This window comes from Kitasatospora sp. NPDC004669, from assembly GCF_040609455.1.
Taxonomy (GTDB): Bacteria; Actinomycetota; Actinomycetes; order Streptomycetales; family Streptomycetaceae; genus Kitasatospora.
Map to the genome: position 1 here is coordinate 1 of NZ_JBEXKB010000001.1, position 11,171 is coordinate 11,171.

The following is an 11,171-nucleotide window of genomic DNA, read 5'->3' on the forward strand; positions in this document are numbered from 1 at the left end:
AACTTGTTGCGCCCCTGTGGCTTCCGGTCCGCTCGGATCTCGAAGTCCATCGCACCCCTTGAGCTGGGGTGTTGCAACGACTCCTAGAACCCAAGGGTCGGACGGGCCCTTCGGCGTTCACGGATCAGCCCTGGTCCGGGATGAGCCCGTGCTCCTCCAGGTAATCCAGCTGGGCCCGCACCGAGAGCTCGGCGGCCGGCCAGAGCGCCCGGTCCACGTCGGCGTAGACCCGGGCGACCACGTCGGCGGCCGTCCGGCAGCCCGTCTCGACCGCGGTCTCCACCTGGGCGAGCCGGGTGGCCCGGTGGGCCAGGTAGTAGTCGACGGCCCCGAGCGCGTCCGCGAGCACCGGGCCGTGGCCTGGCAGCACGGTCCGTACGCCGTGGTGGGAGGCCATCGTGTGCAGGTGGCGCAGCGAGTCCAGGTAGTCGCCGAGCCGGCCGTCGGGGTGGGCGACCATCGTGGTGCCACGGCCGAGCACGGTGTCGCCGGTGAGGATCGCGCCATCGTCCGGCAGGTGGAAGGTCAGCGAGTCCGAGGTGTGGCCGGGGGTGGCGACCACCCGCAGGTCGAGGCCGCCGACGTCCAGGCGCTGACCGCCCACCAGGCCCTCGGAGCCCAGCCGGTGCGCCGGGTCCAGGGCCCGTACCTCGGTGCCGGTCAGCTCGGCGAAGCGGGCCGCGCCCTCGGAGTGGTCGGCGTGGCCGTGGGTGAGCAGGGTGAACGCGATCCGCTTGCCCCGCTCCTCGGCGAGCTCGACCACCCGGCGCAGGTGGCCCTCGTGCAGCGGGCCCGGGTCGATCACCACCGCGAGGTCCGAGCCGGGCTCGGAGAGCAGCCAGGTGTTGGTGCCGTCCAACGTCATCGGCGACGGGTTCGGCGCCAGCACGCACAGCGCCCGAGGGGTGGCCTCGCCGCCGATCGCGGCGGCGGGGTCACCCGGCAGGAGTCCGCTCACCGGCCGCCCTCGCCGTCGCGATGCAGGACCCTCAGCGGCAGGGCCCGGACGAGGGCGCGCTGGGCGACCTCGACGAAGGGGACCTGGCTGTCGCAGCCGGTGGAACGGGGGGTCAATCGGCGGGCGGGCAGCTCCGGGGCCGTCCGGCGAGCCACGTCGTTGTGGTTCATCGGGTGTCGGTCCTTTCTGATCGGCATCTTCGGATCATTGGTGCGGTCGGGAAATCCCTCAGGTCGGGAAAACCCTCAGCTCAGGAAAGTCCTCGGGTCGGGGTCCTCAGGTCGGGGTCCTCGGGTCAGGCCTCCTCCGGGAACTCCCCGTCGATGGTCAGCTCGTCATACCCGGGCCAACGGACCGTCATCCGGTCACCGCGAACCTCGGCCCGGCCCAGCACCGGCGCCAGCCCCCGGTCGGTGGCCGCGGCCACCGCCTCGGCGGCGGTGCGGACCGACGACAGCTCGCGCAGCACCGACACGGTCGGCGGCAGCATGCCGAACCGGCCCTCCTGGTAGCCCTTGACCGCCTCGGCCGGCGTCAGCCAGGCGACCCGGTCGGCCTCGCCGACCTCCAAGGCCGCACGCTGGCCGGACGGCAGGGCCGCCACGAAGAACCAGGTGTCGTAGCGCCGCTCCTCGAACTCCGGGGTGATCCAGCGGGCCCAGCCGCCCAGCAGGTCGCTGCGCAGCACCAGCCCGTGGTCGCGGAGGAATTCGGCGAAGGACAGCTCGTGCGCCTCCAGCGCGGCCCGCTCGGCGGACCAGTCGCGCGGCTCGGCGACGCTGTCGGCGTCCGGGCCGGCCAGCAGCACGCCGGCCTCCTCGAAGGTCTCGCGCACGGCCGCGCAGACCACCGCCCGCGCCGTCCGGACGTCCGCCCCGAGCCGGTGCGCCCACTCCTCGGGCGTCGGACCGGCCCAGCCCGTCTCGACCTCGGCGTCCCGCGGGTCCACCCCGCCGCCCGGGTAGGCGTACATCCCGGCCGCGAAGGCCATCGAGGTGCGGCGGCGCAGCAGGTAGACCTCCGGCCCGGCGGCGGAGTCGCGCAGCAGCACCACGGTCGCGGCGGGCCGGGGCACCGCCGGGGTCAGCGCGCCGGAGTCGAACGCCCGGATCCGGGCGGGCCAGCCGGGCGGCATCGGGAGCGTCGTTGCTCGATGGTCCATGCCCGGATGCTAAGCGCACGAAGGCGGGGTTGGACAGGCCCGACCCCGCCTTCGCGATCACACTCAGGCGTTCTTGACGCGCACCTGGATCTCGACCTCGACCGGAGCGTCCAGCGGCAGCACCGCGACGCCGACCGCGCTGCGGGCGTGCACACCGGCCTCGCCCAGCACCCGGCCGAGCAGCTCGCTGGCACCGTTGATCACGGCGGGCTGGCCGGTGAAGTCGGGGGCGGAGGCGACGAAGCCGACCACCTTCACGACCTGCTCGACCCGGTCCAGGTCGCCGATCACCGACTTCACGGCGGCCAGGGCGTTCAGCGCGCAGGTCTGCGCGAGCTCCTTGGCCTCCTCCGCGGACACCTCGGCGCCGACCTTGCCGGTGTTCAGCAGCTTGCCGCCGACGACCGGCAGCTGGCCGGAGGTGAACACGAACTCACCGGACTGCACGGCCGGGACGTACGCGGCGACCGGGGCGGCCACCGGCGGCAGGGTCAGACCCAGCTCGGCGAGCTTCGACTCGACCGTGCTCATGCGTTCTTCTCCCGCTTGAAGTAGGCCACCAGCTGCTCCGGGTTGGGGCCGGGCACGACCTGGACGAGCTCCCAGCCGTCCTCGCCGAAGTTGTCCAGGATCTGCTTGGTGGCGTGCACGAGCAGGGGTGCCGTCATGTATTCCCACTTGGTCATGGCCAGACTCTAGACGAGCCGTCCCGGCGATCGCCGCCGCACCGGGCCGCTCCGGCGGGCCGGGTCGGATCAGGTCGCGGCCCCGGCGTCGCGAGCCCGGGCCGGCTCGCGGGACAGGTCCTGTCGGGCGGCGTGTGAGGTGGGGCACAAAGGGGGCATGATTCAGTCCCTGTACCCCAGGTGCTCCGGGCATCGGGCGTGGACCCTGGTTACCCTCGCGAGAGGGCACCCTCGTGAGGGGCACCTCCGTCGGTAGGGGCACCCTCGTCACAGGGGCATCCTCGTCGGAGAGGAGGCCCGTAGGACGGAGACGGACGGAGACGGAGCGTGGCACGCACCCCCGGCCAGGCGGCCCGGCGCGACCCCGACTGGGAGGGTGTCCGGCTGCACGTGGTCAGCGGCAAGGGCGGCACCGGGAAGACCACGCTGGCCGCCGCGCTGGCACTGGCGCTGGCCGCCGACGGCGGACGGGTGCTGCTGATCGAGGTCGAGGGGCGGCAGGGCATCGCCGAGCTGTTCGGCATCGCCGCACTGCCGTACGAGGAACGCCGGATCGCCTCGGTCGCCCGTCCCCAGCTCGGGCTGCCCGCCGGGGAGGGCGCACCCGGCGAGGTCTTCGCGCTGGCGATCGACACCGAGCAGGCGCTGCTCGAGTACCTGGAGATGTTCTACAAGCTCGGCCGGGCCGGCAAGGCGCTGCAGAAGATCGGCTTCGTCGACTTCGCCACCACCATCGCCCCCGGCGTGCGGGACGTGCTGCTCACCGGCAAGGCCTGCGAGGCGGCCCGCCGCAAGGGCCCGGACGGGCGGCGCCGGTACGACGCGGTGGTCATGGACGCCCCGCCGACCGGACGGATCACCCGCTTCCTGAACGTGAACTCCGAGGTCGCCGGGCTGGCCCGGATCGGCCCCATACACACCCAGGCGCAGGCCGTGATGCGGGTGCTGAAGTCACCGGAGACCGCAGTGCACCTGGTCACCCTGCTGGAGGAGATGCCGGTGCAGGAGACGGTCGACGGCATCGCGGAGCTGCACGAGGCGAAGCTCCCGGTGGGCGGCGTGATGGTCAACATGGTCCGGCCGCCGGTGCTGGACGCGGCGGCGGTGGCCGCGGTGGGCGGGGACCACCGCGAGGAGGTGGCGCTGGCCCTCGGCGAGGCCGGGCTGGGCGGCCGCTCGCGCAAGCCGGCGACGGTCCGCGCCGCGGTGGACCCGCTGCTCGACCCACTGCTGGAGCAGGCCCGGGAGCACGCCGAGCGGGTCGAGCTGGAACGCGAGCAGCGCGCCGACCTGCAGCAGCTGCGGCTCCCGACGTACGAACTCCCGCTGCTCGGCGAGGGCGTGGACCTCGGCGGGCTGTACCGGCTGGCGGGCGAACTGAGGCGGCAGGGGGCGGCGTGAGCGAGCGAACCATCAAGAGGTGCGGCATGTGCGAAGCGGCTACCGAGCGCAGCGAGGTGGGCGCATGAGCAACGGGGTACAAGGCACCGGAAGGCGGCTCGCGGTGGACGAGCTGATCAACGACCCGAAGACCAGGATCATCGTCTGCTGCGGCTCCGGCGGCGTCGGCAAGACCACCACCGCCGCGGCGATCGGCCTGCGGGCCGCCGAGCGTGGCCGCAAGGTCGTGGTGCTGACCATCGACCCGGCCCGGCGACTGGCCCAGTCGATGGGCCTGACCGAACTCGACAACACCCCCCGGGTGGTCAAGGGCGTCACCGGCGACGGAGAGCTCCAGGCCATGATGCTCGACATGAAGCGGACCTTCGACGAGGTCGTGCTGGCCCACGCCGAGCCCGAGCGGGCCCGGGCGATCATGGAGAACCCGTTCTACCAGTCCCTGTCGGCCGGCTTCGCGGGCACTCAGGAGTACATGGCGATGGAGAAGCTCGGGCAGCTGCGCGCCGCCGAGGAGTGGGACCTGATCGTCGTGGACACCCCGCCGTCCCGCTCGGCGCTGGACTTCCTGGACGCGCCCAACCGGCTCGGGTCCTTCCTGGACGGCCGGGTGATCCGGATCCTGACCGCGCCGGCCAAGGTCGGCGGCCGCAGCGCGATGAGGTTCCTCAACGCCGGAATGGGCCTGCTCACCGGGGCCCTGGGCAAGATCTTCGGCGCCCAGCTGCTCACCGACGTGCAGACCTTCGTCAGCGCGATGGACTCGATGTTCGGCGGTTTCCGCGAGCGCGCCGACCGCACCTACCAGCTGCTCAAGGCGCCGGGCACGGCGTTCCTGGTGGTGGCCGCGCCGGAACGGGACGCGCTGCGCGAGGCGGCGTACTTCGTGGACCGGCTCGCCGCGGACCGGATGCCGCTGGCCGGGCTGGTGCTCAACCGGGTGCACAGCACGGGCGCACCGCAGCTCACCGCGGAGCGGGCGCTGGCGGCTGCCGAGGCCCTGGAGGAGAACGGCTCGGAGCACTCCTCGCCGGAGGCGGAGCTGCTCGCGGCCGGATTGCTGCGGCTGCACGCCGAGCGGATGCAGATCATGGGGCGGGAGCGCCGCACCCGCGACCGCTTCGTGTCGGTGTACCCGGACGTGCCGATCGTCGAGATCCCGGCGCTGCCGGGCGATGTGCACGACCTGGACGGGCTGCGGGCCATCGGGGACCGGCTGAGCGGCACGGCGTAGTCACCCCGGGGGCGACCGGCGCGGTCCGGCGCGGTGCGGTCCGACTCGCCGCGGTCCGTCCGGCTTCGGCCGGACTCAGCCCGCCTGGGCGTAGTCCGTCAGTATCACGCCGGTCGCGAGGGACTCCTCGTACTCGGTGCGGGCCGTCTCCAGCAGCTTCCGCCACGAGATGACCGTCGGGCGACGGCGCAGCAGCGCCCGCCGCTCGCGCTCCGTCATCCCGCCCCACACACCGAACTCCACCCGGTTGTCCAGAGCGTCCGCAAGACATTCCGTGCGGACGGGGCAACCGCTGCACACCGCCTTCGCGCGGTTCTGTGCCGCCCCCTGGACGAACAGTTCGTCCGGATCACTCGTGCGGCAGGCGGCCTGCGCACTCCAGTCGTCAACCCAGCCCATGCCGGCGCCGTCCTCTCCCGTATTCGAGGCTCCCCCACGGCGGCAACGGCATATTCACCGTTGCCAGTTGAGGACGTTACGGAAGAACGACAGCTTGCAACAGCCCCGTCGGGCTCAATCTCGAATGACCCGATTGGACTATGGGTATCGGCCAGCTCACTCGTTGGAGTGATCGCAGGTCGCAAGCCTTGCCAAGTTCGGCGCCCCCACTCTCGCCACAGGCGTTGTCACGGAGCGCTACCGTTCACTCGAACACGGCAGGCCACAGCCACCTCAGAACCCGGACGAGAACGGGCAATTCGGACAAGTCTTCCCACTCACAAGAGTGAATGATGTTGACGCACCGAAGCTGTCGCAAGCTTGTGACAAGCCTAGGCGAACACCTGCCCCTATGTGCGGGATTCGGGGACGTAGGGTTCTCCCCATGGCACCGAAGCGCCCACAGGCATCCCAGCCCCCAGGCAACACCGGAGCTCCGCGCCGCAAGAGCAGCGGATCACCGTTGGACCACGTCGGCAACGGCGTGAAGTTCCTGGGCGTCAGCGTGCTCTCCGGAGTCCTGCTGGCAGGCCTCACCCTGCCCGCCGTCGGCGCCATCGGGCTGACCGCCAAGGACACGGCGGAGAGCTTCGACAACATCCCCGACGACTTCAAGACCCCGCCGCTCACCCAGGCCACCCAGATCTTCGACGCCAAGGGCGGCCTGATCGCCAAGGTCTACGAGCGCGACCGCACCGTCCTGACCGCCGACCAGATGTCGCCGCTCATGCGGCACGCCCAGGTCGACATCGAGGACGCCCGCTTCTACGAGCACGGCGCCGTCGACCTCAAGGGCGTCCTGCGCGCGGTCGGCAAGAACGCGGAGAGCGGCACCGCCTCCCAGGGCGCCTCCACGCTGACCCAGCAGTACGTGAAGAACGTCAACGTGGAGAAGGCCGGCGACGACCAGGCGGCCGTCCTGGAGGCCCAGCGCAAGACCCTGGGCCGCAAGATCCAGGAGCTCAAGGTCGCGATCAAGCTGGAGGAGGACCTGACCAAGGATCAGATCCTCACCAACTACCTCAACATCACCTTCTACGGCCACCAGGCCTACGGGGTCGAGGCCGCGTCCCAGCGCTACTTCAGCAAGAGCAACAAGGACCTGACCGTCGCCGAGGCCGCCACCCTCGCCGGGATAGTGCAGAACCCGTCGTCCTACGACCCGGTGCGCTACCCCGACAACACGGTCAAGCGTCGCAACGTCGTCATCGACAAGATGCTGGAGAACAAGCACATCACCGCCGACCAGGCGAAGGAGGCGAAGGCCGCCCCGCTGGGTCTGAAGTTCAAGGACCCGCAGAACGGCTGCATCACCGCCCAGGCCGGCATGGGCTTCTTCTGCGACTACGTCCGCCACGTGGTCAAGCAGGACCCGGCCTTCGGCAAGTCCGCCGACGAGCGCAAGAAGCTCTGGGACACCGGCGGTCTGAACATCTACACCACGCTGGACCCGGACAAGCAGGCCGCCGCCCAGAACGCCGTCACCAAGAACGTCAACGTGACGGACCAGGTGTCGGCCGCGGCGACCATGATGGAGCCCGGCACCGGCAAGATCCTGGCGATGGCCCAGACCCGTCCGTACGGCCTGGACCAGAACAAGAACCAGACCGTCGTCAACCTGAACGTCGACGCCTCGATGGGCGGCGGCAACGGCTTCCAGACCGGTTCGACCTTCAAGCCGATCCTCGCCGCGGCGGCGCTGGAGTCGGGCATGTCGAACACCCAGGCGTTCCCGTCCCAGAACAAGATCGAATACCCGCAGATGACCACCTGCTCGGGCACCTGGAAGAACACCGACAAGCCCAAGGCCACGGTCAAGAACGAGCAGGACAGCGAGGTCGGCCCCTACGAGCTCAAGGAGGCCATGGCCCGCTCGGTCAACACCTACTTCGTGCAGATGGAGCAGCAGGTCGGCCTCTGCGCGATGAAGCAGATGGCGAACAAGCTGGGCATCACCCAGTCCGCCAAGGGCGACCAGTTCCAGGAGGTGCCCTCGATGGTCCTGGGCACCCTGGAGCTCTCCCCGCTGACCATGGCGAACGTCTACGCGACCTTCGCCGCCCGCGGCAAGTACTGCACCCCGGTCGCGATCAACAAGATCACCACGGTGGACGGCAAGGAGCTCAAGGTCCCGCAGTCCCAGTGCAGCCAGGCCTTCTCCGAGCAGACCGCGGACTCGCTCAACGCCGTCCTGCTCAACGTGACCGAGAAGGGCACCGCAGCCGCCCTCGGCCTGGACGACGGCCGCAAGATCGCCGGTAAGACCGGTACCACCGACGAGAAGAGGGCCGCCTGGTTCGACGGCTACACCCCGTCGCTGGCCACCGCGGTCTGGCTCGGCGGCCCGGCCGGCGGCGTCAAGATGAAGAACATCAACATCGGCGGCAAGCACTTCGACGAGGTGTTCGGCGCGACGGGCCCCGGCCCGATCTGGCAGATGGCGATGAACCAGGCACTCAAGGGCACGCCCCTGGAGCCGATCCAGACCACCAACATCCCGGACCCGCAGCCGGCCACGCCCCCGGCGACCGCCACCCCGCCGGCCGACCCGAACACCCAGCCGCAGCCGCCGGCCGGAAACCCGCAGCCGCCGGCCGGGAACCCGCCGCCGCCTCCGGGCAACGGCAACCCCGGTGGGGTGATAGGGGGAGGGTTCACCCTCCCGCCGGGCCTCATCGGCGGCGGCAACGGGAACGGCGGCAAGCACGGCGGCGGCAACGGCTGACGGGCCGTCCGCGCGACCGCACGGCGAAGGGGCGCCCTCCGGTTCTTCCGGGGGGCGCCCCTTCGGCGTGTTCCGGGGCTCCGCGCCTACGGCGCTCAGGCCAGGGCGGCCTTCACGGCGGCGGCGACCCGGCCGCCCTCGGCGAGGCCGTCCACCTTCGGCTTGACCAGCTTCATCACGGCACCCATCGCCTGCGGGCCACTCGCCCCGCTCTCGGCCACGGCGGCGGCCACGATCGCGGTCAGCTCCTCGTCGGAGAGCTGCTTCGGCAGGTACTCGGCCAGCAACTCGCCCTCGGCGCGCTCGCGCTCGGCCTGGTCGGCCCGACCGCCCTTGTCGAAGGCCTCGGCCGCCTCCCGGCGCTTCTTCGCCTCGCGGGTGATCACCTTGAGCACCTCGGCGTCGGACAGCTCTCGCTTCGCCTTGCCCGCCACCTCCTCGGCGGTGACGGCGGCCAGCGTGAGCCGGATGGTGGACGAACGCAGCTCGTCCCGGTCCTTGATGGCAGCCGTGAGGTCCTCCTGCAGCTGCGCCTTCAGCGTGGTCATGGGCATGAGTCTCCCACCTGCGACGTTCGGTCGCTCGCCATTAACCGGGCGCGGAGCGGGAGCAGTGCCCCGGAACGCTCTGTAACCATTTATCCTGGTTACATGACCCATGGAGAGCGGGAGCCGGCGACCGGTCTGGTCCTCACCACCCCCGGCGGAGGCCGCTTCCTCTTCGACCCCGGCGCCCTCTGCCTCGAACTGCTCCCCACCGGCGGCCCCGGCGACTACGCACGGTACGAGGTGCTGCACCGGCCCTCCGACCTCGCCGACTGGCTCCCGCAGTCCCGGCTGCGGCTGCCCGCCGACACCGTACGGATCTCCGCCGACCAGCTCGCCGACGCCCGCACCCTCCGCGACACCCTCTGGCGCCTGGCCGCCGCCCGCGCCCGGGGCGAGGACGGCACCGCCGAGGACTACACCGTCCTCAACCGGGCCGCGGCCCACCCGTCGCTCGTCCCCCAGATCGCCCCGGACGGCACCGCGGCGGCCCCGCTGACCGCCGACGGGGCGCAGCTGGTCTCCACCCTCGCCCGGGACGCGATCGCCCTGCTCACCGGCCCGTACGCGGACCGGATCCGCGAGTGCGGGGCGCACGACTGCCGGCTGCTGTTCGTCGACACCTCGCGGCCCGGACGGCGGCGCTGGTGTTCGATGGAGCGGTGCGGCAACCGCAACAAGGTCCGGGCCCTGCGCGCCCGCCGGGAGCCCGAGGAACCGGCCCCGGTCACCGCCCCGGTTCCGTCCCGGGAGCCCGTTCCCGCACCGGGCCACCGCACGTTCACCAGCTGATCCACCGTCTGAGAGCATGGGCTGATGCGACCGCTGTACTCCGTTCCGCTCGGCTTCGCCGCCGCCGGCGCCGCCTGTCTCGCCTACTCCGTCGGGTACGAGGTACGTGCCTTCCGGCTCCGCCGGGTCGAGGTCCCCGTCCTGCCCCGCGGTGCCAGGCCCATCCGGATCCTGCAGGTGTCCGACATCCACATGGTGAGCGGACAGGGCAAGAAGCAGCGCTGGCTGAAGAGCCTGGCCGGCCTGCACCCCGACCTGGTGGTCAACACCGGCGACAACCTCTCCGACCCTCTCGGCGTCCCCGCCACCCTCGACGCGCTCGGGCCGCTCATGGAGTTCCCCGGCGTCTACGTCTTCGGCTCCAACGACTACTACGGCCCGGCCCGCAAGAACCCGGCCCGCTACCTCCAGGCCATGCGCAGCGGCGTCCACGGCATGAACAACCCCGACGGCACCGCCAACCGCGGCATCAGCGGCGCCGTCCACAACCCCTGGGAGAAGCTCCGCGACGGCTTCGACGCGGCCGGCTGGCTCGACCTCACCAACACCCGCGGCCGCCTCACCGTCGCCGGCCTCGACCTGGAGTTCACCGGCCTCGACGACCCGCACATCCGCCGCGACCGCTACTCCGAGGTCGCCGGCGGCCCCTCCGCCGACGCCGACCTCTCCCTCGCCGTCGTCCACGCGCCCTACCTGCGCGTCCTCGACGCCTTCACCGCCGACCGCTACCCGCTGATCCTGGCCGGCCACACCCACGGCGGCCAGCTCTGCATCCCCTTCTACGGCGCCCTGGTCACCAACTGCGACCTCGACACCCGCCGGGTCAAGGGACTCTCCACCCACCTGGCCGGCGGCCACCGCTCCTACCTCCACGTCTCGGCCGGCTGCGGCACCAACCGCTACACCCCGATCCGCTTCGCCTGCCCGCCCGAGGCCACCCTCCTCACCCTCACCCCGGCACCCCGCTGACCAGCGCCGGACGCCCGCACGAAACCGGATTTCGTGTCTCGGCGAGCGTCCGGTAGAGTTCTACTCGTCGCGAAGGAGACGGAGCGACAAACCGCAGGACCGGGGTGTGGCGCAGCTTGGTAGCGCGCTTCGTTCGGGACGAAGAGGCCGTGGGTTCAAATCCCGCCACCCCGACCCAGTCCAGAGGGCCTATCGGAGAAATCCGGTAGGCCCTCTGGCGTTTCCGGCTGCCACGCTTGTTGAGGCAGCGTCGGCCGGAGCCAT

General features: G+C 71.5%; 12 protein-coding genes and 1 tRNA gene. 6 read left to right on the plus strand and 7 right to left on the minus strand.

Features of this window, described 5'->3' with window-relative positions; translation table 11 throughout:
• Nucleotides 1-124: 124 nt before the first annotated feature.
• The 5 genes from ABZW30_RS00005 to ABZW30_RS00025 form a co-directional block, all read right to left on the minus strand.
• Nucleotides 125-958 (minus strand): MBL fold metallo-hydrolase, encoded by an 834-nt coding sequence (locus tag ABZW30_RS00005; RefSeq protein ID WP_355668719.1) that lies wholly within the window; start codon nucleotides 956-958, stop codon nucleotides 125-127.
• Nucleotides 955-1,128, minus strand: coding sequence for a hypothetical protein (locus ABZW30_RS00010; RefSeq protein ID WP_355668720.1), 174 nt, complete (start codon nucleotides 1,126-1,128; stop codon nucleotides 955-957). Before ABZW30_RS00010 ends, ABZW30_RS00005 begins: the two co-directional genes overlap by 4 nt.
• Before the next feature lie 125 nt (nucleotides 1,129-1,253).
• On the minus strand, nucleotides 1,254-2,120 hold the full coding sequence (locus ABZW30_RS00015; protein ID WP_355668721.1) for an NUDIX hydrolase: 867 nt from the start codon (nucleotides 2,118-2,120) through the stop codon (nucleotides 1,254-1,256).
• A 63-nt stretch (nucleotides 2,121-2,183) separates the two neighbouring features.
• Nucleotides 2,184-2,651, minus strand: a complete 468-nt coding sequence (locus tag ABZW30_RS00020) for a RidA family protein (protein WP_355668722.1) — start codon at nucleotides 2,649-2,651, stop codon at nucleotides 2,184-2,186.
• Nucleotides 2,648-2,806, minus strand: coding sequence for a DUF4177 domain-containing protein (locus ABZW30_RS00025; protein WP_094743074.1), 159 nt, complete (start codon nucleotides 2,804-2,806; stop codon nucleotides 2,648-2,650). Before ABZW30_RS00025 ends, ABZW30_RS00020 begins: the two co-directional genes overlap by 4 nt.
• 327 nt (nucleotides 2,807-3,133) lie before the next feature.
• Here ABZW30_RS00025 and ABZW30_RS00030 point away from each other — a divergent pair, with 327 nt between their 5' ends.
• Nucleotides 3,134-4,207 (plus strand): ArsA-related P-loop ATPase, encoded by a 1,074-nt coding sequence (locus ABZW30_RS00030; protein ID WP_355668723.1) that lies wholly within the window; start codon nucleotides 3,134-3,136, stop codon nucleotides 4,205-4,207.
• Between the two features lie 64 nt (nucleotides 4,208-4,271).
• Nucleotides 4,272-5,438 carry an ArsA family ATPase gene (locus ABZW30_RS00035; protein WP_355668724.1) on the plus strand — a complete coding sequence of 389 codons (1,167 nt, stop codon included), beginning with the start codon at nucleotides 4,272-4,274 and terminating at the stop codon, nucleotides 5,436-5,438.
• Nucleotides 5,439-5,513: 75 nt separating this feature from the next.
• Here ABZW30_RS00035 and ABZW30_RS00040 read toward each other — a convergent pair whose 3' ends face one another.
• Nucleotides 5,514-5,837 (minus strand): WhiB family transcriptional regulator, encoded by a 324-nt coding sequence (locus tag ABZW30_RS00040; protein ID WP_195911063.1) that lies wholly within the window; start codon nucleotides 5,835-5,837, stop codon nucleotides 5,514-5,516.
• Between the two features lie 424 nt (nucleotides 5,838-6,261).
• Between ABZW30_RS00040 and ABZW30_RS00045 the strand changes: the two genes are divergently transcribed.
• Entirely contained in the window at nucleotides 6,262-8,601 is a 2,340-nt protein-coding gene (locus tag ABZW30_RS00045) for a transglycosylase domain-containing protein (protein ID WP_355668725.1), read from the plus strand.
• A gap of 95 nt (nucleotides 8,602-8,696) precedes the next feature.
• Here ABZW30_RS00045 and ABZW30_RS00050 read toward each other — a convergent pair whose 3' ends face one another.
• A complete protein-coding gene (locus ABZW30_RS00050) occupies nucleotides 8,697-9,149 on the minus strand; it encodes a GatB/YqeY domain-containing protein (RefSeq protein WP_355668726.1) in 453 nt (150 codons plus the stop codon).
• 102 nt (nucleotides 9,150-9,251) lie between these two features.
• On the opposite strand from ABZW30_RS00050, the gene ABZW30_RS00055 reads away from it, so the two are divergent.
• From ABZW30_RS00055 to ABZW30_RS00065, 3 genes are all read left to right on the plus strand, one after another.
• Complete coding sequence (locus ABZW30_RS00055; RefSeq protein WP_355668727.1) at nucleotides 9,252-9,938, plus strand: CGNR zinc finger domain-containing protein; 687 nt, start codon at nucleotides 9,252-9,254, stop codon at nucleotides 9,936-9,938.
• A 24-nt stretch (nucleotides 9,939-9,962) separates the two neighbouring features.
• Nucleotides 9,963-10,907: a metallophosphoesterase gene (locus ABZW30_RS00060; RefSeq protein ID WP_355668728.1), complete on the plus strand. Its 945-nt coding sequence runs from the start codon at nucleotides 9,963-9,965 to the stop codon at nucleotides 10,905-10,907.
• A 100-nt stretch (nucleotides 10,908-11,007) separates the two neighbouring features.
• Nucleotides 11,008-11,081: transfer RNA gene (locus tag ABZW30_RS00065), tRNA-Pro, on the plus strand.
• Nucleotides 11,082-11,171 lie beyond the last annotated feature (90 nt).

Coding starts and splice junctions, on each gene's coding strand:
- ABZW30_RS00010 (WP_355668720.1), bottom strand. CDS start 1,128: ATGAACCACAACGACGTGGCTCGCCGGACGGCCCCGGAGCTGCCCGCC.
- ABZW30_RS00015 (WP_355668721.1), bottom strand. CDS start 2,120: ATGGACCATCGAGCAACGACGCTCCCGATGCCGCCCGGCTGGCCCGCC.
- ABZW30_RS00020 (WP_355668722.1), bottom strand. CDS start 2,651: ATGAGCACGGTCGAGTCGAAGCTCGCCGAGCTGGGTCTGACCCTGCCG.
- ABZW30_RS00025 (WP_094743074.1), bottom strand. CDS start 2,806: ATGACCAAGTGGGAATACATGACGGCACCCCTGCTCGTGCACGCCACC.
- ABZW30_RS00035 (WP_355668724.1), top strand. CDS start 4,272: ATGAGCAACGGGGTACAAGGCACCGGAAGGCGGCTCGCGGTGGACGAG.
- ABZW30_RS00040 (WP_195911063.1), bottom strand. CDS start 5,837: ATGGGCTGGGTTGACGACTGGAGTGCGCAGGCCGCCTGCCGCACGAGT.
- ABZW30_RS00045 (WP_355668725.1), top strand. CDS start 6,262: ATGGCACCGAAGCGCCCACAGGCATCCCAGCCCCCAGGCAACACCGGA.
- ABZW30_RS00050 (WP_355668726.1), bottom strand. CDS start 9,149: ATGACCACGCTGAAGGCGCAGCTGCAGGAGGACCTCACGGCTGCCATC.
- ABZW30_RS00055 (WP_355668727.1), top strand. CDS start 9,252: ATGACCCATGGAGAGCGGGAGCCGGCGACCGGTCTGGTCCTCACCACC.
- ABZW30_RS00060 (WP_355668728.1), top strand. CDS start 9,963: ATGCGACCGCTGTACTCCGTTCCGCTCGGCTTCGCCGCCGCCGGCGCC.